This is a genomic window from Pseudomonas sp. GW821-FHT01D09 (assembly GCF_059422465.1).
The window spans coordinates 59,616-82,079 of record NZ_JBWKWY010000003.1; the positions used below are offsets into that span (position 1 = coordinate 59,616).

Sequence of the window (22,464 nt, forward strand, 5' to 3'; positions counted from 1 at the left end):
CTGATACCAGGCCATAAAAAACCCCGACTTGTCGGGGTTTTTTTATAGCGGCGAAACGTCAAGCCTAGGCTTTGACCTGCGCCAACTTCTGGCAGTTGGCCTTGCGCGCCGGGTACTGCCCACACTTGCGCAGCACGCTTTGCACCTGCTGGGCATTCTGCAATTGCTGGTTGGCCAGCAGCTTCTCGGTGATAAACAACTCTTCCGAACCCAGGTGGCGCTCGGCTGTGTCGATCATCGCCAGCGCAGCCTTGCCGTCGCCGCGCTTGAGGTAGTAGCTGATCATCAAGTCATAGGTCGAAGGCCCGGCCAGGGACCAGTCCTTGATCGCCTGCAACTCCTTGAGCGCCTCGGCGTTCTTGCCCTGGGCCAGGCGCACGGCGTAGGCGGTGCGGCGGATGTTCGGCTGGTCCTTGACCGGTGAGCGCAAGGCCCGCCGGATAAACGCATCGGCCTCGGGCACCTTGTTTTTGGCCAGGGCCGCAGTGGCGGCATAGGCGTCCTTGTAACCCTGCATGGCCTTGGCCACTGGCGCGGCGTCACGCACCTTTGGCCAACTCGTGGTGTTGACCCGGGCGCGGCGCTCCTTGCGGTACTCGCGTTGCAGGTATTGGCGCAGCTCGGTGTCACGGTCAAGGGCGGACATGTGGGAGCGGTTGAAGTAATCGGTGGTGGCGGTGATGGTATTGGTCAGGCCGTCCTTGACCAGCACGTCCAGCTCCTTGGTAAAGCGGTCGAGGTTGAACTGCTGCAACGAGTCTTGCATCGCGTTCTTGCGTGCGGTGAGAAAGCCCGTCAGCAGCGGCTTTTGCTTGCCCTGGAAATCATTCAGCCGTTCCAGGCTATGGGTGGCCGCACGGGGAGCGTAGCCGGCCCGGATCATCAGGTCGGTGCCGAGTAGATCTGCCTGATCTTCCTGGCTGCGGCCCCACGCAGTGCTCCAGACGTTGTCGGAAAAACTGTTGGCCAGCGAGGTATACAGCACAGTATTTCCGATGGTTTTTTGCGTGCCGGCCGGGTCTTTGCTGAACAGTTTCATGGTGCCCGAACTGCGGTCCACCCCGGTGTTGGCCGCCACGGTTGCCAGGGCCACGGTAGAGGCCACCGTGGTAAACATTTCCTTCTGCTGCTGGAAAGCGGCGGCGCGATCATGGTGATGCAGCAGCACATGGCTCATTTCATGGCCGAGCATGGCGGCGATTTCGTCTTCGCTACCGACGTTTTCCAGCATGCCCAGGGGCACGAAGATATTGCCGTACGGGTCCGCCGATGGCCCGAAGCTGTAGCTGTCGGTGATCTTCACCTGCAACAGCGGCAACTGCCCCGGCCAGCCCTTGGACAGGCGCGTGACGATGCCCTGCAAGTACACCTGCAGCATCGGGATATCCACCAGGTTCTGCTGGCGTGCCTCGGCGGCAGGCACGGTGCGGCCGTCGTAACTCAGGCGCTGCTGGCCTGCGCGCTGCGGGTCGAGCTTGTAGTACTGGCGCACGTCGGCGTCATTTACATAGTGGCCCTGGACCTGCGACTGGGTTGATGGCCCCACCAGGTTCAGAAACGCCTGGTCTGCACCTTTCAGGGTGGCGCAACCACTGAGCAATGCACTGGCCAGCAATAGATATCCCTTCACCGCGATACTCCTTTATTGGCTGCAGCCGGCGCCGTAGCCGAGCGTGGATTTGTTGTGCGTGTCGCTGGCCAGGCTCTGGGGCATTTGCTGGCACGGTAGCTCCATGACGTTGAGTGGCGGCTCGATGCGCAGGTCTCCAACATCCAGCCAGATTTTCTGGCCGGCCAGTTCCACCTGCACCAGATCCAACGCCTTGTTGAGCTGCAACACCGCAATGGGCTGCTTGGGTGTGTCCTTGCGGGCTATTTCCCGCTGCAGCTTGCCTTGCTCGTCCACCACCTCCACGGGGTCGGCCAGGAACGCCTTGATGACGTGGGTTTCGGCCAGTACCACCTGGCTGTAGAGCGCGACGAGCAACACGATGAAAATTCTGGTCATCCTTGGTTTCCTTGAGTGAGACGACATGGCGGCACCCTTTAGCGGCCACGGTCGAAGAAGGCTTCGATCCGTTCGCTGAACAGCGCCAATGACAGCAAAACAATACCCAGCACGTTGACCAGGGTGATGTGGTTCAGATACAGCACCCCACACACCGTCAGCAGCATCAGCATGACCAACCCCCACGACGGGTAGGGCGAAGTGAAGAAGCGGACCTCCTGCTGCCGCCAGCGTGTCCAGGCAGGCAAGCCCGCCAGGCGCCGGGCATGCAGGGCCTTGAGCACGATAATCAGCGCCAGCAGCCCAAGCTCCAGCACGTCCACCCAATGCAGGTTCCATCCGGGGAAATTGGCCGGCTCGCGGTCGTAATCCATACCCTTGTTGATCAGGTTGTCCAGGGCCATGGCATGCAGGTAAACCCCGGGGATCAGCCCATGCACGGGCGACTGCACCAGGTCGCCGGTGGAGGTGATACTGGCCCCGACCATCACCAGCCGGTCGCGCAACAAACCGGCCACCAGCGCTTGATCCTCCGGCGCGCTGACCTCCAGGTCGCTGGCCGACAGGGTCAGGCTATACGGGCAACGGGCCTGGGCGGAGTCGTCGAGTTTCCAGAACACCGCCTGGAAAAACTGCGCCACCCAATCCAGCACAAAATTGCGCGGGGGTGCGCAATGCCGGATATCCGCAATCTGCGCCTGCCCGGGTGCCAGCTTCAGGCCCCACTGCACGGCGATCGGCTGCAACTGCGCAGCCGCTTCGGCATCCCGGGGCAGGTCTGCACACGGCCGGTCCTTGCAGAACTGGCGGTACAGCGCCAGGGCCGGGGTCTCCATCAGCCCCAACGCGGTCGGCATCGCCAGGGGGTACTTGTCATCCACCCCCGACCACATCACCAGCCCCGGCTGGCTGAACGCGGCAAATTGCTCGAGGGTATTGGCCTGCCCATTCTCGCCCCGCGTCACCCCGGTATTGGCCAACAGTAAGGGAATACCCCGGCGTTGATAGCGCTCGAACACATTCGCCAACACCTGACTGCCCCGCGTCGGGTCGCCCTGGGAGTGATCGTGGCTGTACAACAAATCCACAAACACCGACTTGGGCTTGTAGGCCAGCAAGCGCTTGAACAACTTGCTCTGCTCGCTATATGGCATTGGCCACGAGGTGTTATTGCGCATCAGGTAGGCGTCATCGACCAACACCACGGCAATGTGTTGCTGACCGGTGCTGGGGTACTTGCTGGAGAACATCCGGTTGAGCCACTGGGCGGATGCCTTGTCACTGGAGCTGGCCAGGCCGAAGGGGTCGAGCACTGCCAGCAAGACGATAAAAAACGCGAGCAAATAACGGCGGCGATTAAACAGCGGCGGGTTCTTCGACATCCATGTCTCGATAAAAAACGGCGGGTGCTGTTGGGGGGCAGGGTTTCCCGCGGGAGCACAGCGAATGCATGGGTTTTAAAGGACGGGGCGGGGGGTGTCAATTAGAAATATGGCTAAGTGCCATCTTATGCTCGCCGCCCTTGGCATCAAGCGGGAGATAACGTCCTCGCTGGGCGAGATTTCACCGTACTCGCGCAGCAGCAGGTTCCTTCGTCAGCAGGCGGGTATCAGTTTTGTGGCGTGGCGCCAGCAGGCGTACCTGTTGGCAGCGGTGGTCAGGTTGGGGAGTCGGTGACACGGGGGGGCGATTGATTTGGGGTATAGCCGTGATCCTGCTCACCCCCGTATTTATCGCTGCTCAAGCTTTGACTTGCCGAACGGCCACAAGTGCAGCTTCACGAGTCGGTAGCTTGTGATCGTCATTTTGGGAGATTGTAAAACCCTCAAGCCGCAAGCTTGCAGCGAAGTTGGATTTACGGTGTTTGGCGAAGTAAGCTTTTTTGGCTTGAAAACTCAGCTTTTTCACGTCAGCTCTCCACATATGTGTTGGCCGAGAATATAGCGTATTCAACTACCTGTTTGGCCCCTGCATCAGCGGTGCTCGCCGCCTTGGGGGCGCTCACTTCGAAAGCCGTGCTGACAGCAGAAGAAAGTGGTTTCCTCCCGATTCCCTGAGGGGGTCAGGCGCCCGACGCACAGCATCGGGCGCGAACGGCTTACTGCGGCTCAGGCCCCTCGGGCTGCATGGCCAGGAGCACATCGTCGAGGATCGCTTTACCCATCTCGCCCAGGTAGTGCGAAGAAAACGCATACTTTTCCCCGTCTACATCCATGGCGGCATCGAGCGAGAGAACATTGGCGTAGTAGAGCAGGTGGGAGGCGTGTTCAAGGGCTTCCTGGAAGGGAATGCCGGCATTGACGCGGAAGACCTTCATATCGTGTTTGCTTTCGCCACAGTCTGCGAAGGTTACGGCACCGAGGGTGGTTGCTGGGGTTGAGGTGTTCATTGCTGGCCTCCGGAATACGGAAGGCCATAAGCGGGGAGTGCAGTGTGTCTTGAGGTCTTTTCGTACGGCATAAGCTTGCTCCTTTGGTACAACCAAAAAGAGCTGCCAGTCACGATTCCAAGCGTGAGGGTGGCAGCTGTACGCAGGTTGGAATCCGAGAAGAAGCGACTCGGCAGGCACGGGGCCTCCCACGTACAGCCGCCAAAAAGCACAAAAAACAGACACAAAAAAAGCGCCCGCTGATTGCTTGACGACGCTGTAGCGTCTTCTTACTCGGGATTCCACGCCCGGTCACTGATGAGCAGCGACGTTGGGGAGGTTAGCGCGATGGCTTATGGGCTGCAACTTGCAGGGTGTGGGATTTTTCTGGTGGAGCAGTTCTCCGGAATATCGGCGGTTCTGAAGCCCAATCCTCAGAAACAACAAAGCCCCCACATTTCTGTGAAGGCTTCGTTTTGTATGGTGCCGGCACCAGGGAGTCGAACCCGGGACCTACTGATTACAAGTCAGTCGTTTTACCGTGCCGGTCACGCCGCTGGCGCAGCACACGCAATCGGGATCAATCCCAAGGATGTCCAGCGCATCATCTATATAGTCCCGCAGGTAATCAGCGCGGTTGAACAGAATCAGGCTGGCCGGTCCTTCCTGGTAGTCCCAATGGACGTCCCATAGGGCGCCTTTCTTGATGACTTCAATTTTTGGAATGGGGGCGACGGAGCAGGGCTTTGTCATGGTGTTCTCCGGATTAACGTCACGAGGCGAGAGCAGTCTGGTGGGGCGTGCCTGAACGGCTGCTGAAAACTTTTTCCAGGTACACCCCCTCCTGACACGTAAGTGGCGTCAGCGGGTCGAGAAACGCCTGAAAAGCCCCGGATTCATTGGGGGGTGTCACTTACAGTCGCGTCGTCAAAAAGTGTAAGTCAGGAAAATGGATTAAAAAAACATTTGAAAACAGTGGGTTGTGAGTTATCTCACTTACAGTCACGAACTGTTCGGCGCCGACACTGATCCGACAGTCTACTTACGGTTTAGAAATGGTTCTAAGCTATTGAAATATAAGGGATAGAGATAGACAACAAATCTCACTTACACTTCTTACACACTTTTGATGGGTGCACCGGGAAAAAATTCCAGAGTGTCGTAGGGGGGGACGCTTGATGCGTGGACACACTGGGTGTCGTTCAACTAAGCGGGCCTCGCACCTGCAATGGCCCGCTCAGACTCCAAATGACACCTCTGGAGCTTCTAAGATTCTGCAGGAGGAGAAGAGAACGGATCCCTCGTTGTCGGCTCGGGAAACTTCTATGCAAATCTGAAATTTCCCGACCGATATGAGTTATCGTTTTTGCTTGCCTGAAGATTTAATAGGGCGGGTTGGATCTACTGCGCCTCCAAGAATACCCTCTAGAATGCTCTCTTGCCGTACTTCACTATCCACTATCACTCTGTATTCTTTAATTGTGGTTAGAGTCTTATTCAGGAAGGCTCTCAACGCACTCCTGAATGTATCAATACCAAATTCGTCTATCAGGCACTGTATTGAAACTTTATGAGCTGTTAGTTTCATTGTCTCTTCTGGTACGGATTTTTCTAATATTCGAGTAATTTGAATATCTTGCGCATCGGCAAATAGTGTGACCACGCGTCGTAGCACGCAAGAGTTTATTGCCTCTTCCAGTTCGTTAATGTCGTCTCGGTGAGGGCCCCACGATACCAAGTTCTTGTTGTACAAAGTTCCCCCGATGTCGGGGCCTAAGTTAACAAGATATTTAAAAAGCTCTTTATCGTCTGGGTTTTCGACTATTTGTAAAAGTTGATCGTAAGGTTCTTTGGTAGAATGAATGTAGTAGTCTTTCGCGTATCTTACTTGATCAATTGATTTAAGGAAGCTGAGTGCCGCCTGCCACTTTTTGTAGTCCTTCGCGGCTGCGTGGTAAAAAGCCTGAGCCTGTGTGTCGGGAAGTTCTTTGATGAACGCAGCAGCGTGATAGTCCAAAATGCTCTTGTGCAGAAATGTAGTCAGATCTAACCCTTCTTCTATAAGAAGACAGGCTACTTTAACGATGTCCTTTCTGAAATTTTCGACTTCACATTGGCAATCTCTGCTGAGCTTTAATGCGCCGTCGAAAGCTCTATTAAACTGGCTTGGCTTTAATGATCGCCCCCCGCCGTTTTGCACTACCATAAAACAGAATGCGTCGAATAGCTGTCTCAGACGTCGCTCCGCTAAGCCGCTATGATGCTGCCTGTTGAAACCTGCTTTAATTTTGTCGTGTTTGGTAAATACTACACCAAACAACTTGTCGAAAAAATCCGAAAGGCTGAGAGGGATTTCTTTCTCGGTTTGATAAACGACTATTACCAGTGTCAGCATTAGAGGCGTGGATATGATTCCCTGAATGTTTTCAGGGCACGCCCTCAGGGCGTCCACTACTTCTGTGCGTTTTATAGCGGATGGTATAAGTTTTTTGACAAAGGGCTCGTAGTTTTCCGGTTTTAGTGGCACTAATCTATATATCTGAAAACCAACGAGGCTTTGTATATCGCTTTGAGGTCGGCTTGAAATTATTATTTTTAGCTCTGGGTGCAAAGTTTGGAGAGTATCGATCTCTATAATTATATCTGTGACGCACTCTCTCGGAACTTCATCGAAGCCGTCCAGTAGCAATACAACTTTACCCGAGGAAGCGAGGTAGTTGAAAGTTTCTTCGTCGCCTTTTAGACCTACAGTTTTTAGGAAGCTATAAATGCTGTCTTGAAGCGTTCTTTTTAGAGAGATATTCCTAAGCTCTAGGAGCAAAGGGATTTGCTTTACACCTGATGTAGGTAATAGTGAGCATGCAAGGTATCTCATGAAGATGGATTTACCCTGCCCTACTATACCCTCGATCACTATATTTCCCGATGGAAGGTCTTGCTCGGAATTGATTACTTTCTCTTCATCACCAATGGAAATCTGGGAGGGGTAATAGAATTTACTCAGTGAGACTTCGTCTTCTGGGGACCAAATTGTTTTTACTTTGTCAAACTTTATCAACGTGTTCGCAAGCTTTTTTACACCAGAGTCGGTAGAGAGCTTCGCGAGCGTTTCCTTAACTCCTCCTTTAGCTCCTGCATAGAGGTCTTTGAAGAGAGGGGTCAAAAGCCGAGAGAGCATCGAGACTGTCAGAGCTGTGGCAGACATACTATTTCCCTATAGCGTCATATCGATAGATATTGCTAGGTTTCCGGTGTGGTCACCCGCAACCTTTAACCCTATCGTGGTCGATGGTGAGAGCTTTGTTACGTACGTTGTTACGTAAGGAGCAAAAAAAAGGGCCTGCATCGCTGCAAGCCCTTGTTTTTAAATGGTGCCGGCACCAGGAGTCGAACCCGGGACCTACTGATTACAAGTCAGTTGCTCTACCAACTGAGCTATACCGGCGTGTTAGGGCGACGATTATAGCGATTGGAAAGGTTCTGTAAACCCCTGAATTCTGACTATTTTTCAGCGCGCGATTTTTCCACGGCCGGTCGCGGGCTTCAGCGGTTTCGCAACGGATGATGAGTGCCGCCTTGAGGCCAGGGTTTGAGCGTGGTTGGTCATCAGGGGCCTTGACAGTGAGCCGGACAATCTCAAGCCGGAATGGGTCGCACCGGGGGTGGAGTATCCCGTCGACCTGGCGCGGGTCAGTGCGTCCCGTGCCGAGCAGGCTGCCGAACAGTGGGCGCGTATAAAAGGAAGGCCATTAATTTGACGATTGTCCGCTCGTCGAATTGAGTGAGATAAAAAACAGCAAAATAATGACACTCTCCACATCCTGTCACACACTGTTTGAACAACAAGTGCACCCATGCTCTGCAAGAGGTGCCGTGACAAGGGAGGATGGGCTGTGAGCCAGGACGACGAGGTTTTTGCAAAAAAGACGGCCAGTCATGATCGCCCGATGACGTCGACACTGCAGTTTTTTGAAGATACCCCCATCGACGCTGCCTCTTCCCCCGCTGAACAACCCCAGCCTACCGTTATGCCGGCCTGCCGAGCGCAGGTGGTGGTGTTGGCGTCGGTCAATGGCGGAGTGGGTCGCAGTACCCTGGCGACGGCCTTGGGCAGTGGCTTGCAACGCCTGGGGCGCCCGGTGACGGTCCTGGAGCTGGACCCGCAAAATGCCCTGCACCTACACTTTGGCCTGCCCCACGACGCCTTGGGGATCGGTCGCGCCAGCCTGGGCAATCAAGCGTGGGATCATCTCGCCCAGCCCGGTTTCTGCGGCTGTCGGGTGCTGGTCTTTGGCGAGACCGACAGGCAACAGCAGGAAGACTTGCAGCGCTGGCTCAAACAGGACCCGGATTGGCTGGCGCAGCATTTGTCGCACCTGGGCTTGAGTGAGCAGCACAGCGTCATTATCGACACCCCGGCCGGTAATAACGTGTACCTGCACCAGGCGTTGAAGGCCGCCAATACCGTCGTCATCGTTGCCCTGGCGGACGCCTCATCGCTGAGTGCCCTGGAGCCGATGCAGCGGTTGCTGGCGCCGTACCTTGCGCGGCCATCGGTACTGCGCTGTCACGTACTCGTCAACCAACTGGATGAGGGCAGTGCCTTCAGCCTGGATATGTTGGACGCATTCAAGCGGCGCCTTGGGGAAGATGGCATGGATGTGATCCATCGCGACCCGTTGATCAGTGAGGCGCTGGCTTTTTCCGATGACCCGCTGGACTGTGGGGCCGTGAGCATGGCCTGTGAGGATATCCACGGGCTGTGTCGGCGACTGGATGGCACTTGAATCGCGACTTGTGCGACGCCTTATACGGTTGTCTGCAGATGCTTATGCACAATCTGTTGCTCGGGCAGGTGCTGAAACCGTCATTTTGTGGAGCCGTTCTCATTACGCTGCAACTGCCTGTTTTGCGTGCGTTTTATTTTGTGAACAAAAAATGATCAGTCAGCATTTTCCTCTGTAGCGCCCGCCTCTACGGCGTCCTACAGAAATTCATCAACAGAGTTATCCACAGGGCGCCTTGCCCTTTAATCGCGCTCGGCCAGCACCATCAGGTTGCGCGGGGTCAGGGCTGTTTCGCAGAAGCGGCCCACTTGAGCCTTGTAACCGTTTTCTTGCAGGAACAATGCCCGATCCAGGACCAGCCACACTTCCAGCGGGCGACGAAACAAGCCACGCACCAGTTCCAGGTTTCGTACATGGGCCAGACGTTGCCAGCCATGCTGTTCCAGGGCTGCCCAATCCTGCGCACCTGTGGATAACCCTTTGAGCGTCGCCAGGTGCTGGCAGTAGTCTGCGAAGGAGCGGTGCAGCCATTCGCTGGGCAGCGAAGGCGTGGGCAGGTACTCATCACGCCCACGCAATTGCCGTTGTAACTGATCGAAGCCCAGGCGCCGGGCCATGGAGGTGTCGCGTTGCAGGCGCACCCGGGCGCCAGCGGTGACAGTTTCGCTCAGGGGCAAGCCAAGGTCCTCCCGTGACAAGCGCAGCGCCGAAGCGCGGGCCGCGGCCGACAGCGCCTGGTATTGCTCGCTGGCGATGCGGTTGTAGCAGCAGGGCGCCACGGCCAGGTGTTTGCAGCCGGCGGCGCTGGCCAGTTGCAGCAGGCGTACGTGCAGGTCGCCACAGGCGTGCAGGGCCACAGGCGTGTGTTCGGGGTTGATCGCTACATCCGCCATCACGTCTTGCCAGCGGTGGGTGGCGGGCAAGTGGTGGTGCGCGCTCAAGGCCTGACCAGCAGCGATCAGTGCCGGGTCGTACTCCAGACAGGTCAGGTGTTGCCCCGGTTGCAGCAGCCGACGGCCGAGGTGGCCTTTACCGGCGCACCAGTCGAGCCAATGGGTCGGGCGCTCGGCAAACTGCAGTGCGCTGCCAAACGCCTCGATTTGCTGCCATTTGCGGCCCGGTACATCCACATTCAGGCGCGACGACGGCGCATGCAGCACGCCCGACGGTAACTTATCCACAGCACTCAGGCGCGCGGCCAGCTCCGCCCATTGCGGAAACGGCGCCGGCGCCTGTAGGGCAGTGGGCAGGTTATGGCTGCTTTCGGCCTGTGCCAGCGAGCGCCGGCGCAGCCATTGGGCCAGCGTGGGATGCTGGGCTTCCCAGGGTAATTGCAGGTGGGTGAAGGGCCGTGGTCGCCACAGCCCTTGATGCTCGGTGAGGAAGGCATCCAGCGCGAGGAAACGGGCCAGCAGCCGCTCGCCCGTTAACCCGCTGTCAGCGTCCCTGGCAGGCATCGACCCGCAACCAGCGTTCCAGCAGCTTGAAGCCGCGCACCAGCACATAGGCCATCAGCAGGTAGAACATGCCGGCGGCAAAGAAGATCTCTACCGGCAGGTAGGTGCGGGCAATGATGGTGCGGGCCATGCCGGTCAATTCCAGCAGGGTCACGGTACTGGCCAGGGCGCTGGCCTTGAGCATCAGGATCACTTCGTTGCTGTAGGCCGGCAGGCCGATGCGCGCGGCACGCGGCAGGATGATGTAGAACAGCGCCTTGGGCTTGGACATGCCCAGCGCCCGCGCCGCTTCGATCTCACCGGGCGGGATGGCCTGGATCGCGCCGCGCAGGATCTCGGCGATGTAGGCGGCGGTGTGCAGGGTCATGGTGACGGTGGCGCACCAGAACGGGTCCCGCAGGTAGGGCCACAGGGCGCTCTCGCGCACGGCGTCGAACTGCGCCAGGCCGTAGTAGACCAAAAACAGCTGCACCAGCAACGGTGTGCCACGGAAGAAGAAAATGTAGCAGTAAGGCAGGGTGCGCACGTACCACCGGCGCGAAGAACGGGCGATGCCCAGGGGGATCGCCAGCAGCAGGCCGGCGATCACCGCGATGGCCACCAGCTCCAGGGTCAGGGTTGCGCCCTGGGCCAGTCTTGGCAGCCACTTGATGATCACGGCCCAGTTCAGGCCCAGGTCGAAATGCGCCAGCCAGCTGTAGTCGCCGTTCATTGCGTGCTCCTCGCAAAGCCGCGAGCGGCGCGTTTTTCCAGGAAGTACATGCCGGCCATGGCCAGGACGGTGAGGCCCAGGTACATAAAGGCCGCGACCATGAAGAAGGTGAAGGGCTGCTTGGTAACGGTCACGCCGATTTGCGCGTGGCGCATGATTTCTTCCAGGCCGATCACCGAGACCAACGCGGTGTCCTTCATCAGGATCATGAACAGGTTGCCCAGGCCCGGCAGGGCGATGCGCCACATCTGCGGCATGATCAACCGGGTGAAGATGCGCAGCTTAGACAGGCCCAGGGCAATGCCCGCTTCACGGTGGCCCTTGGGGATCGCCAGGATCGCGCCACGGAACACCTCGGTGGCGTAGGCGCCAAAGCACAGGCCCAGGGCAATCACCCCGGCGGCGAAGGCGCTGAGCGACAGGTCGGGGTTACCGAAAAACTCCCCCAGGGCCCGCATCATATTGACCGTGCCGAAATAGATCAGCAGCACCCACAGCAGTTCGGGAATGCCGCGGACAATGGTCGAGTAAGCGCCGCCAAGCCATTGCAGGAACTTGTACGGGGAAGTCTTGGCCAAGGCGCCGGCCAGGCCGAGCACCAGCCCCAGGCATAACGCCGTGAGTGCCAGTTTGACGGTCATCAGCGCGCCGGCAGCGAGTGCGGGGCCGAATCCGTAGAGATCGAAATTCATGGTTTTTTCATATCGCGCAAGGCATTGCGAAAAGCCGGCGCGCTCAAGCGAGCGCGCCGGTCTGGCCAGTCAGGATCATTCGATGCTGAAAGGGAAGTACTTGTCGTTGATCTTCTTGTAGGTGCCGTCGGCCTTGATTTCCGCCAGGGCCTTGTTCAGGCGCTCGCGCAGTGGGTCGCCTTTGCGCACGGCGATGCCGATCTTGTCGCTTTCTACAACCGGCTCGCCCTTGAACTCGTAGGCCGAACCGTCTTTGCTCTTGAGCCACTCGTATTGCACGTACTTGTCGGCGAGCATCCCGTCCAGGCGGCCGGACGTCAGGTCGAGGTAGGCGTTTTCCTGGGTGTCATAGAGCTTGGCGGTGGTGTCTGGCAGTTTGTCTTCCAGGTAGGTCCCGGCCAGTGTCGCGCGCTGCGCCCCGATGATCTTGCCTTTGAGGTAGTCGGCGTCGGTCTTGAAGTCCTTGATGGACTTGGCCGCGATGAACTGCAGCTTGTTGGAGTAGTACGGGTCGGTGAAGTCAACGGCCTGCTTGCGCTCGTCGGTGATCGACAGCGACGACACCAGGAAGTCGAACTTCTTGGCGTTCAGGGCCGGGATGATGCCATCCCAGTCGGAAGTGACTACGCTGCATTCGACTTTCATCTTGGCGCACAGGGCGTCGCCGATGTCTTTGTCGAAGCCGACCACGTTGCCACTGGCGTCTTTATTGTTGAAGGGCGGATAGGCCGCCTCGATCCCCATTTTCAAAGTCTCGGCCATGGCCGTGGCGCTGAACGCCATGGAAACGGCGGCGGCCAGGAGGAATTTTTTATAGTTCTGCATGCATGTTGCTCCGTTAGCGGTTGCTGGACATGAATTGTTTGCAGCGCGCCGAAAGCGGGTTCTCAAACACCTGCTGTGGCGATCCTTGCTCTTCGACCAGCCCCTGGTGGAGGAACACCACTTCGCTGGACACTTGGCGGGCAAAGCCCATTTCGTGGGTGACCAGCAGCATGGTGCGGCCTTCTTCGGCCAGCGCGCGGATCACATTAAGTACTTCCTGAACCATTTCCGGGTCAAGTGCCGAAGTGGGCTCATCGAACAGAATGACTTTGGGTTGCATCGCCAGGGTGCGGGCGATGGCGGCGCGTTGTTGCTGGCCGCCGGACAATTGCGCCGGGTAGGCGTGGCGCTTGTCGCCAATACCGACCTTGGCCAGCAGGGCCTCGGCCACTTCGATGGCTTCGGCCTTGCTCTGGCCGAGCACGCGGCGTGGGGCCTCGATGATGTTGTCGAGGATGCTCATATGTGGCCAGAGGTTGAAGTTCTGGAACACAAAGCCGATTTCGCTGCGCAGGCGGTTGATCTGCTTGCCGTCGGCGGCCATCAGCTCGCCGTTTTTCGCGGCTTTGAGCTTGAGTTCTTCGCCGGCCACCAGGATCTGGCCCTGGTGCGGGTTTTCCAGCAGGTTGATGCAGCGCAGGAACGTGGATTTGCCGGAACCGGAGGAGCCCAGGATCGAGATCACATCGCCGTCGCGAGCGGTCAGCGAGATGCCTTTGAGCACCTCCAGCTCACCATAGCGTTTATGCAAGTTGCGGATTTCAAGCGCGGGCGCGGCCAAAGCCATGAGCGGTCCTCATTGTGTGCATTGCGTTCCTGCTGTTGGGTCGCCTTCCTGGCGTGGCGCCAAGCTAGCATAGCGTTCGGATGACAGCCAACAGCGCCACGGGCGTTAAACAGACAGTGTGTGACAGGTTGTCGCATCGGCACAGCAGCGTGTCGCGCCATCAACAACCGAACAGTCGTTTTAACCGATAAACCCATGGCAGTCGCGTAAAAAAGGGCGCGATGTTGCCAGCTTTGGCCGGGTGTTGGAAGGGTTAAACGGGTAAACGGTGCCTATGGGCCCTTTAATTGGGTGTCACATACTTTCTGTGTGGTTTTTTGGTGGGCCCATTGGTTCTGGATGTGAGTCGGCCGGTAACGTTGTGGCGGATTGCCAGTAATCTCAATGGCTTGCGAGCGCTGAAGGATTTTCCTACAGCCCGCGTCAACCTTGGTTTTGTAACATTTTGGCGCAAATCTTGCGTAAAGAATAAAGAACGCCCTGTTTGTTTCTTTTCACGAAAGCGCAGCAGGCCGGGCGGACCGTATTCGCAATTCCTCGCAAAGGTGTGTCAATGAGTCGTACGCAAAGCTCCAATGACCTCGAACAGGGGCTCAAACCGCGGCATGTCACCATGTTGTCAATTGCCGGTGTGATCGGCGCCGGTCTGTTTGTCGGCTCCGGCCATGCGATTGCGGCAGCCGGGCCCGCCGTGCTGCTGGCCTATGCCGCAGCCGGTACGTTGGTGGTGCTGGTGATGCGCATGCTGGCCGAGATGGCCGTCGCCTCACCCGACACCGGTTCATTTTCTACCTACGCCGACCGGGCTATCGGCCATTGGGCCGGCTTTACCATCGGCTGGCTGTACTGGTGGTTCTGGGTATTGGTCATTCCCCTGGAAGCCAACGCCGCCGCGACCATCCTGCATGCCTGGTTCCCTGATGTGGCGATCTGGGCCTTTACCCTGGTCATTACCTTGTTGCTGACGGCCACCAACCTGTTCAGCGTGAAGAACTACGGTGAGTTCGAGTTCTGGTTTGCCTTGATCAAGGTTGTCGCGATCATTGGTTTTGTGATCCTCGGCGTGCTGGCGATCTTCGGCTGGCTGCCGGGCAGCCAGGTCAGCGGCGTCTCGCACCTGTTCGACACCCAGGGCTTTTTGCCCAACGGCATGGGCGCGGTGCTGGCGGCGATTTTGACCACCATGTTCTCGTTCATGGGCACCGAGATCGTGACCATCGCGGCCGCAGAATCGAAGAACCCGGGCCAGCAGATCACCAAGGCCACCAACTCGGTGATCTGGCGGATCGGCTTGTTCTACCTGGTGTCGATCTTCATCGTCGTGGCCCTGGTGCCATGGAACGATCCGACCCTGGCGGCCGTCGGTTCCTACCAGACTGTGCTGGAGCGCATGGGCATCCCGAATGCCAAGTTGATCGTTGATCTGGTGGTATTGGTCGCCGTGACCAGTTGCCTGAACTCGGCGCTGTACACCGCGTCGCGCATGCTGTTCTCCCTGGGGCGTCGTGGCGATGCCCCGGCGGTCGCCAAGCGCACCAACAAGAGCGGCACGCCTTATTGGGCGGTAATGCTGTCCACGGGCGCGGCGTTCCTTGCGGTATTCGCCAACTATGTGGCCCCGGCGGCGGTGTTTGAATTCCTGCTGGCCAGCTCTGGCGCGATTGCGTTGCTGGTGTACCTGGTGATTGCCGTGTCGCAACTGCGCATGCGTCAGAAACGTACCGCGGCGGGCGAGAAAATTGCCTTCAAGATGTGGCTGTTTCCGGGCCTGACCTATGCGGTGATCGTGTTTATCGTCGGCGCGTTGACCATCATGCTGTTCCAGGAGGCGCACCGGGTGGAGATTATTGCGACCGGTGTGTTGAGCCTGCTGGTGGTTGCGGCGGGGTTGCTGGTGGCAAGCCGGCGCCGGGCCCAGAAGTTGGGGGCTGCGGTGCTCAACTGACGAGTCGAAATGCGTGTTGCCTAGCGCCAAAAAGCACTGTGGGAGCGGCGGTTCGACGATTCGACTTGCCCGCGATGGCGGTGGTTCAGTCGACTACGATATTGACTGGCCCACCGCCATCGCGGGCAAGCCCGCTCCCACATTTGATCTTCACTGCTTTGAGCATTGCGCTCGCTTAACTGATCGGCATTAGGGCAAGCCCGGCTCCCACATTGGTGTTGTATCAATCCTGCGCGCTGGTCAGCGTCTGGGATGCCGCCACGTAGTCCGCCTGGAACTGCGGCGATTCAATCCACGCCAACGCCGCCGCTTCATCGTCGCTGTCGGTGGACCACTGCCGATACTCGATCAGCGCCGCCAGGATAAAGTCCGTGGCGTTTTCTTCGCCTTCCTGCTCCAGCACCAGCGCCAGCAGCGGGTGCGCCAGGAATGCCGCACACAGCGCCTGCTGGCTGGTTTCGCCGGCCGCGCGCATTTCCACGAACAGTTCGGTCAAGTCCACCGACTCAAGGTCAATGCGCTCGTCGTCACCGGCAAACGCATCCTGCTTGGGCGCATTGGCACGCTGGGTGCGGTTCTGCTTGGCCTTGGCTTTGGCCCGTTGGGCACGTTTTTGCTGCTTGTCTGGCGAAGCCATGGGCTCACGTCCTTGGTTCAGGATCTGGGTGGCGTATTGAAGCGCAGGTCTGGCGAAATCCCAAGGGTTTCTACAGCTGCGTACCCGGTGTGTCGGTCGCCAGTTGGCCATGCTGCAGCCACGCCAGTGCAATCGGCCACAACCGATCCTGATATTCACTACGGAAAAACGCGAAATGCCCGACGGCTTCTTCGCCAATATCCATGGGGGCGATGCGCAAGTGCGTGCGTTCGCTGGCCTGGAAGTAATTCAGCAGGCGCTCAATGGCGGTCACCGTGCCAAACGGGTCGTCGCTGAGGCTGATGGCCAGGATCTGCGCCTGTACCCGGGCAAAGGGCAGTTCGCCCAGGACGCGCCCGCTGGGCCGTGTCTCATAGGTGGGCGTGGGTGTGCTCCAGTCGCGCACCACCCCGGCGGGCGTGTCTTCCAGCCAGCCCAGGCGCTTGCCCGGGAAGTACCCGCAGAGGGCGGTCACCAGTGGCATCACTAGGTGCCACTTGGCAAGCATCCGCCAGCGCCCGTTCGCTTGATAGTCCCGCCAGTAGGCAAACTGTGCGCCCACGGTAACCAGGCGCCTGATGGCCGCCCCCGACGCCCCGAGACCGGCCGCACAGCCGCCAAAGCTGTGGCCGACCACATCAATGGGCTGCCCGGCAAACTCGCGCTGCGCGCGCTGCACGATGGCCTCGAAATCCAGCCGGCCCCAGTCCGACCAGGAGGCCCTGAACCCACGCAACGAGCCACTACGCGACTCGCCGATACCGCGATAGTCGTAGGTGATGACGTCCAGACCATTGGCAAACAGATAGTCGGCAAAGCGCGAATAGTGGCGGCAGCGCACCGAGGTGGCGGCGTTGATGATGACTACCGGGCGCTCGATATCGGTGCGGATATGGCGCCAGGTGAAGCCGCCGATGGGGTAGTTGTCGGCGGCGGGCTCGTGGAATGTCTCGGGGTGCGGGCGGCTGGGCAGGTTCATCACTGGCCTCGATCCATGCGCTTTCGGTGGGGGGTGAAGACCCGTGCGCAGTTTTTATTGGAGGCTGACACTAACAAAATCGCCAGCCAAAGGCGCGCGATACCTGCCAGCCAATCCCGTAAAAAAGTCTGTTGTGGCGAGCGGGCTTGCCCGTGTTGGGTCGCGCAACGGCCCTAAAAAATGGGACAGCTATGCAGTCCAGCGCGGGCAAGCCCGCTCGCCACAGGTGTGTACAGGTAAATGTTGCATTCGGTTCAGGCGTGATTCAGCCGGGCTGCCGGCAATATACGCCAGCATCTCCCTCGCCCTGGCAGGTTAAACCATGGAACACCGCAACCGTTTTCGTCTGGAGGCCCTGGGTGTTTTCCTGGTGGCCTTGTTGTTATTTACGCTGGGCATCTGGGATCAACAGCCGCAAGGCTTTGACGGACGCTGGGCGGTGTTCATGCAGGAGATGTTCCGCCACGGCGCGAGCCTCTTCCCCACCACCTACGGTGAGCCTTACCCGGACTATCCGGGCACCGCCACCTATTTGAGCCTGCTCTTTGCCCGATTGTTCGGTGCGCCCAACGACCTGGCCAATGTCATGCCCACCGCCCTGGCGTCGGCCGGGGTCATGGCCCTGGTCTACCGTTTGCTGGTGCCCTCGGGGCGGACATGGGCGTTGCTGACGGTATTGCTCACGGCCTTGACGGCGCAATTGCTGGAAAAGTCGCGCTCGGTCTGCCTGGACCAGATGGTCTCCCTGCTGTGCCTGGGCTGTTTCTACCTGCTGCACACCGGCGAGCGTTTGGGCTCGCGGCTGCGCCAGTACGCAATCTTTCCCTTGTTCGTGGCGGCGTTTGCCATTCGTGGCCCTTTGGGGTTGATCGAAGTCTGTGGGGTTGCCTGTGTGTACTGGGCGCTGGGGCCTGCCCGCTCGCGGGAAGAGAAGATTGGCCTGCTGAAAAAGGTGATGGCCCACGGTGTGATCGGCCTGGTCCTGCTCCTTGCCTGTTGGTGGGTGCTGTTGAAGCTGGCGCGGATCAGCGGTGGCGATGGGTTTGCCGACGAGGTGATGAAGATGCAGGTGGCCGGCCGCCTCGATGAAAGCGGCGAGCCGTTCTACTTTTACTTCAAGCTGAGCTTGTACCGTTATTTCCCGGTGATCCCGCTGGCGCTGGCGACGTTGATTGCCCTGCGCCACACCTGGTCGGCGCGCAATGAGGATGCCGATGTGCAGTTGATGCTGCGCCTGGGCGGTTGTGGCTTGATGATCCTGCTGGGGCTGTCGGTGCCGAACTTCAAGCGTGCCTACTACATCGTGCCCATGGTCCCGATGTTTGCCGCTGTGGCGGCCTATGGGCTGCTGCAGGCCCGCGGCTGGTTGCTTGGCGTGCGGCGGGGGTATGAGTGGCTGGTGGCGATCCTGCCGCTGCTGGGGGTTGTCGTGGTCTTGGTCTGCCGGCAGCTGTGGAGCAAGCACGGTTACTGGCCTGATGTTTCAGTGCCGGGATTGATTGCGCTGCTGATCGTCCTGCAACTGGCGGCGGTGGCTGCATGGCGTCGTATGCGCGGCCGTGTTGGGCCGCGATTGGTGGTGCTTAGCCTGATCGCGTTGGCCACCCAATGGCTGGTGCTGGTGACAGTCGTGGAGCCGGCCAAGGATCTGCAATTTGACACCAAAAACTTTGTTGGCGCGGTGGAAGCCCTGCGCGCCGAGCGCTCCGGGCCGCTGGTGTTTCTCAACCTCGGCAAGGACACCTGGGCCATCCGCTACATCATGAACCTGGATCATGACGAGCAGCCGCTGTTTGTCGGGCGTGACGACCTTGCGCGCCTGAACGCACTGCCGCGTTCGTCCTGGGTCATTGTGGCGCGCAAAGAAACCGAATTACTGCGGGGAACACCGCTGGAGCATCTGACGCCCGTGTTCAATGGGCGTCTCAATGACAACCCATTGCTGGTGTTCCGGGTGCCGTGATCCGTTTTACCACTCGGTCAAAAGTTGTAGGCCAGGGTACCGACAAGCGTACGGCGGTTGCCGATGAAGCAGTCGCCTCGCGCCAGGCATGTCGTGTAGTAGGTCTTGTCTTCAAGATTGGTCGCGTTGAGGGTCAGGTTCCAGTTTTGGTAACGGTAGCCGAGCATGGCATCCACCAGGGTAGTAGATGGGGTTTTCAGGCGGTCGGCGCCATCCCAGCTTGTTCCTACATAGCGAACGCCTGCACCGACACTGAACCCGGATATATCGCCGATGCTGAACCGGTGTTGGCTCCATACCGAGGCCATGTTCTCGGGAACGCTGGCCAGGCGTTTGCCTTGTTCGGCGGGTGAGCCCTTGATGACGGTGGTGTCGGTGTAGCTGTAGGTGCCAATCAGGTCCCAGTCGGGCGTGACCGCTACCAGGGCTTCGAGCTCCAGGCCACGGGCGCGGGTTTCACCACTTTGCAGGGTGTTCATTGCATCCAGGGGGTCGGGCATGCGGCGGTTCTGCTCGCGTATGTCATATACCGCTGCGGTGTAGAGACTGTTGCTGCCAACGGGCTGGTATTTCACGCCCAGCTCCCACTGTTTGCCCTTGAGCGGCACGTAGGGTTCCAGTGTTCGTCGGTTGAGGCCGACTTGCGGCTGGAATGATTCGCTGTAGCTCAAGTAGGGTGCTATGCCGTTGTCGAACAAGTAGGTCAGGCCCGCGCGGCCGGTCACTTTGTCGTCCTTTTGCCGGGCACTGCCCTGGGCCTGGCTGGCGGCCCAATCCTTGCGCAGGCCCAGGGTCAGCAACCACTGTTCGTATTTGATCTGGTCCTGGGCATACAGCCCTTGTTGCATAACCCGTTGTTCCGGGCTGGCGGTGAGGCGAATGACCGAGGGATCAAAGGTGCCATACACCGGGTCGTACACGTTCAGTGGTGTTGCCGGGCCGCTGGCACTGTCCTGGTTGATGACAGCATGTTGGTAGTCGCCCCCCAGCAGCAGGGTGTGTTGGAGCGGGCCAGTGTCAAACCGGGCCTCGGCGTTCTGGTCGGCGACCCACACTTTGACCTCAGGTTTGGAAACGTAATAGACGCGGTCGAGGGTCTGGTTATCGGGCTTGAACAGTGGTTTTTTGGCGAATGCCGAGTAAATCGATTGGTAGCTGACTTTGCTTTTCTGCCAGCGCAGGTTTTGGCGCAGCGTCCACGTATCGTTCAGGTGCCACGAGAATTGCGACGTCAGGGCTGTCTGGTCACTGTCGTATTCGTCAAAGCCGGGCTCGCTGGCGAAACGGTTGCTGTGGATCCGGCCATAGGGCGCATTCCAGACGGTGCCTGTGTGTGGGAAGAACTGTGTGGTGGAGCCGCTGTCATCACGCTGGATGTTGGCCAGGATGGTCCAGTCGATATCGTCGTTGGGGCGCCAGGTCAGCGATGGCATCAGGACCTGCCGGTTATCTTTGACATGATCAACCTGAGTATCACTGTCGCGCTGGATCGCCACCAGCCGGTACAACAGCGTGCCTTGTGGGTTCAGGGGGCCGGTGGTGTCCACGGCGACCTGCTTGCGGTTGTAATTGCCGTATTGCAGTTGCAGTTCGGTGTGCTGTTCGGTTTTGGGGCGTTTGCTGACCTGGTTGATCAGGCCCCCCACCGGGCTTTGCCCATACAGCATCGACGCAGGGCCCTTGAGCACTTCAAGGCGTTCCAGGGTGAAGGGATCGGTGCGTACGTTGGTGTAAGTGCCGAAGCTCTGCTGTAAACCATCAAGGAACAGGGCCGGCGAGCTGCCTCGCACTTTCGACCAGTCTCCCCGGCTATCCAGCCCGAAGGTCTCGGCCCGCACCCCAGAAACATAACGCAATGCGTCTTGCACGGTCAGTGCGCCCTGATCGCGCATACGGTCAGCGCTGATAACGGAAATCGACTGAGGGATCTCAGTGATGGGTGTGTCGGTCTTGGCCCCTGTTGTGCTGCGCTTGGCAACATAGCCGGTGATCGGGCCATCGGCCGTTTCTTCTGAGGCTGTTGCCGTAATGCTTTGGCTGGGCAGTTCGAGCTGGCCTTTTTCCTCGGCCGCGACGGCGACGGGGGCAAGCATCGAAGCGAATCCGAAGGGGGCCAGGCCGAATGCCTTCAACCATGAACCTGGCTCGCGTGCAGAGGGCATCGCAGCTCCTTGATTATTTTTAGTGGGGCAGGGGAGGATTTTGCGCGCAAGCTTAAATGATAATAATTGTTATTAGCAACTGTAGGTGTCAGTCGAGCCTGGCTTTTGCGGGAGGATTTGATGCGGGCGACCTGATGGGATCGCCTTGTGCGGGGAGGGGGCAACCAAGGCTGGCTGTCGTGGGTTGACGAACTATTTGCAGCGGTAACCCTCGGGCATCGTGACGCTGTAGTTGCGCTGCACACGGTCCTGGAAGTTCAGGTTTTGCAGGCCCTGCTGCACCACAAAGGCTTCGACCTTGGCGGCCTGGCAGTCATCGTTATAGGACGTGACACGCAGCAGGTACACCGCACGTTTACTCGCTTCATCCCGGGCGGTGGCGGTGAAGGTGGTGAGGGTGGTGTAGCCGGTACGCTCCGAGCTGCCCACCGGGCCATAGGTGGTGTTGGGCGTGCTGGTGCAGATCATCTGGTCGCTTTTTTTCTTGTTGTTCTTGCACACCGTGGAAGTGCTGGTTGGCACCTGTCCATAGTCGGTGGCGGTGTAGCGGTAAGTCTCCCGACGGCTGTCGATATCGAGGGTGACGGTCATTTTCGGTGGTCGATTCTTGGGGAGGGTCACGTCGGTATAGACCTCGCGAAAGCCCTGGTCTTTCATGGCGCTGACCATATCGCGCAGGTAGTAGCGGGCATTGAGCGCACGCTCGTCATTGCCACCGACCGACGTCACCAGCACCGTTGCCTGGCGGTCAAAGCGATAGTCCGGGTCAGGTGTGGCATTGATCGCCACGTCCATTTGCGTGGCGCATCCGCTGAGCAGCGTGGTCAGCAGGCAGAGTACGCAGAACAAGTACCGGGTCATGAGGTCATTACCTTGCAACTGAAAATTGAGTAAAGGCTAAACGAGGGAGCCTCGTGATAAACAACCCTCAAGCCTGTAGCCATTAAATCGCAGGCAATAAAAAACCCCAAGGAATCATCTTCACTTGGGGTTTTTCGGTATTAGTGGTGCCCAGAGACGGAATCGAACCGCCGACACGGGGATTTTCAATCCCCTGCTCTACCGACTGAGCTATCTGGGCAACGGGGCGCATTAAACGGGTTTTTCAGGGGGTCGTCAAGCAAGTTTTCAAAAAATATTTA

General features: G+C 58.7%; 19 protein-coding genes, 2 tRNA genes and 1 pseudogene. 4 read left to right on the forward strand and 18 right to left on the reverse strand.

All coding sequences use genetic code 11. From position 1 onward, the window contains the following. Nucleotides 1–64 precede the first annotated feature (64 nt). The 3 genes from AC07W7_RS04705 to AC07W7_RS04715 are packed head-to-tail and all read right to left on the reverse strand — an operon-like array spanning nucleotide 65 to nucleotide 3,390. Nucleotides 65–1,630 carry a M48 family metalloprotease gene (locus AC07W7_RS04705; RefSeq protein WP_169901066.1) on the reverse strand — a complete coding sequence of 522 codons (1,566 nt, stop codon included), beginning with the start codon at nucleotides 1,628–1,630 and terminating at the stop codon, nucleotides 65–67. A gap of 12 nt (nucleotides 1,631–1,642) precedes the next feature. Continuing rightward, nucleotides 1,643–2,008, reverse strand: a complete 366-nt coding sequence (locus tag AC07W7_RS04710) for a hypothetical protein (protein ID WP_495038840.1) — start codon at nucleotides 2,006–2,008, stop codon at nucleotides 1,643–1,645. Between the two features lie 38 nt (nucleotides 2,009–2,046). Beyond that, nucleotides 2,047–3,390, reverse strand: coding sequence for a CHASE2 domain-containing protein (locus tag AC07W7_RS04715; RefSeq protein WP_495038841.1), 1,344 nt, complete (start codon nucleotides 3,388–3,390; stop codon nucleotides 2,047–2,049). A gap of 199 nt (nucleotides 3,391–3,589) precedes the next feature. Between AC07W7_RS04715 and AC07W7_RS04720 the strand changes: the two are divergent. After that, nucleotides 3,590–3,676, forward strand: a pseudogene (locus AC07W7_RS04720) (AraC family transcriptional regulator); the annotation flags it as partial. A 72-nt stretch (nucleotides 3,677–3,748) separates the two neighbouring features. On the opposite strand, the gene AC07W7_RS04725 reads toward AC07W7_RS04720, so the two are convergent. From AC07W7_RS04725 to AC07W7_RS04745, 5 genes are all read right to left on the reverse strand, one after another. Further along, on the reverse strand, nucleotides 3,749–3,916 hold the full coding sequence (locus AC07W7_RS04725) for a YhfG family protein (protein ID WP_495038842.1): 168 nt from the start codon (nucleotides 3,914–3,916) through the stop codon (nucleotides 3,749–3,751). 190 nt (nucleotides 3,917–4,106) lie between these two features. Beyond that, nucleotides 4,107–4,397: a DUF3077 domain-containing protein gene (locus tag AC07W7_RS04730; RefSeq protein ID WP_495038843.1), complete on the reverse strand. Its 291-nt coding sequence runs from the start codon at nucleotides 4,395–4,397 to the stop codon at nucleotides 4,107–4,109. 492 nt (nucleotides 4,398–4,889) lie between these two features. Beyond that, nucleotides 4,890–5,129: a hypothetical protein gene (locus AC07W7_RS04735; RefSeq protein WP_232243891.1), complete on the reverse strand. Its 240-nt coding sequence runs from the start codon at nucleotides 5,127–5,129 to the stop codon at nucleotides 4,890–4,892. 604 nt (nucleotides 5,130–5,733) lie between these two features. Continuing rightward, nucleotides 5,734–7,581 carry an NACHT domain-containing protein gene (locus AC07W7_RS04740; protein WP_495038844.1) on the reverse strand — a complete coding sequence of 616 codons (1,848 nt, stop codon included), beginning with the start codon at nucleotides 7,579–7,581 and terminating at the stop codon, nucleotides 5,734–5,736. A gap of 164 nt (nucleotides 7,582–7,745) precedes the next feature. Next, nucleotides 7,746–7,821, reverse strand: a tRNA-Thr gene (locus tag AC07W7_RS04745). A gap of 502 nt (nucleotides 7,822–8,323) precedes the next feature. Between AC07W7_RS04745 and bcsQ the strand changes: the two genes are divergently transcribed. Beyond that, on the forward strand, nucleotides 8,324–9,163 hold the full coding sequence (gene bcsQ, locus AC07W7_RS04750) for a cellulose biosynthesis protein BcsQ (RefSeq protein WP_495038845.1): 840 nt from the start codon (nucleotides 8,324–8,326) through the stop codon (nucleotides 9,161–9,163). A 242-nt stretch (nucleotides 9,164–9,405) separates the two neighbouring features. Here bcsQ and AC07W7_RS04755 read toward each other — a convergent pair whose 3' ends face one another. The 5 genes from AC07W7_RS04755 to AC07W7_RS04775 form a co-directional block, all read right to left on the reverse strand. Continuing rightward, nucleotides 9,406–10,620: a methyltransferase gene (locus AC07W7_RS04755; protein WP_169863974.1), complete on the reverse strand. Its 1,215-nt coding sequence runs from the start codon at nucleotides 10,618–10,620 to the stop codon at nucleotides 9,406–9,408. Further along, complete coding sequence (locus tag AC07W7_RS04760) at nucleotides 10,601–11,290, reverse strand: ABC transporter permease (RefSeq protein WP_076961781.1); 690 nt, start codon at nucleotides 11,288–11,290, stop codon at nucleotides 10,601–10,603. The genes AC07W7_RS04755 and AC07W7_RS04760 overlap by 20 nt, the downstream gene beginning before the upstream one ends. Nucleotides 11,291–11,328: 38 nt before the next feature. Then, nucleotides 11,329–12,024, reverse strand: coding sequence for an ABC transporter permease (locus AC07W7_RS04765; protein WP_076961640.1), 696 nt, complete (start codon nucleotides 12,022–12,024; stop codon nucleotides 11,329–11,331). A 75-nt stretch (nucleotides 12,025–12,099) separates the two neighbouring features. Then, nucleotides 12,100–12,849 (reverse strand): ABC transporter substrate-binding protein, encoded by a 750-nt coding sequence (locus tag AC07W7_RS04770; protein ID WP_197882914.1) that lies wholly within the window; start codon nucleotides 12,847–12,849, stop codon nucleotides 12,100–12,102. A gap of 13 nt (nucleotides 12,850–12,862) precedes the next feature. After that, nucleotides 12,863–13,636, reverse strand: coding sequence for an ABC transporter ATP-binding protein (locus tag AC07W7_RS04775; protein WP_029295861.1), 774 nt, complete (start codon nucleotides 13,634–13,636; stop codon nucleotides 12,863–12,865). A gap of 553 nt (nucleotides 13,637–14,189) precedes the next feature. On the opposite strand from AC07W7_RS04775, the gene gabP reads away from it, so the two are divergent. After that, complete coding sequence (gene gabP, locus AC07W7_RS04780; RefSeq protein ID WP_099169259.1) at nucleotides 14,190–15,581, forward strand: GABA permease; 1,392 nt, start codon at nucleotides 14,190–14,192, stop codon at nucleotides 15,579–15,581. Nucleotides 15,582–15,804: 223 nt separating this feature from the next. Here gabP and AC07W7_RS04785 read toward each other — a convergent pair whose 3' ends face one another. Next, on the reverse strand, nucleotides 15,805–16,218 hold the full coding sequence (locus AC07W7_RS04785) for a hypothetical protein (protein WP_495038846.1): 414 nt from the start codon (nucleotides 16,216–16,218) through the stop codon (nucleotides 15,805–15,807). 70 nt (nucleotides 16,219–16,288) lie between these two features. Beyond that, the gene (locus AC07W7_RS04790; RefSeq protein ID WP_495038847.1) at nucleotides 16,289–17,197 is read right to left on the reverse strand and encodes an alpha/beta hydrolase family protein; all 909 of its coding nucleotides are present in this window, start codon (nucleotides 17,195–17,197) and stop codon (nucleotides 16,289–16,291) included. A gap of 322 nt (nucleotides 17,198–17,519) precedes the next feature. Between AC07W7_RS04790 and AC07W7_RS04795 the strand changes: the two genes are divergently transcribed. Further along, complete coding sequence (locus AC07W7_RS04795; protein ID WP_495038848.1) at nucleotides 17,520–19,160, forward strand: ArnT family glycosyltransferase; 1,641 nt, start codon at nucleotides 17,520–17,522, stop codon at nucleotides 19,158–19,160. A 17-nt stretch (nucleotides 19,161–19,177) separates the two neighbouring features. On the opposite strand, the gene AC07W7_RS04800 is transcribed toward AC07W7_RS04795, so the two are convergent. From AC07W7_RS04800 to AC07W7_RS04810, 3 genes are all read right to left on the reverse strand, one after another. Then, the gene (locus tag AC07W7_RS04800; protein ID WP_076961782.1) at nucleotides 19,178–21,253 is read right to left on the reverse strand and encodes a TonB-dependent siderophore receptor; all 2,076 of its coding nucleotides are present in this window, start codon (nucleotides 21,251–21,253) and stop codon (nucleotides 19,178–19,180) included. Between the two features lie 261 nt (nucleotides 21,254–21,514). Beyond that, nucleotides 21,515–22,183 carry a hypothetical protein gene (locus AC07W7_RS04805; protein WP_495038849.1) on the reverse strand — a complete coding sequence of 223 codons (669 nt, stop codon included), beginning with the start codon at nucleotides 22,181–22,183 and terminating at the stop codon, nucleotides 21,515–21,517. Nucleotides 22,184–22,327: 144 nt separating this feature from the next. Beyond that, a tRNA-Phe gene (locus AC07W7_RS04810) sits at nucleotides 22,328–22,403 on the reverse strand. Nucleotides 22,404–22,464: the final 61 nt, after the last annotated feature.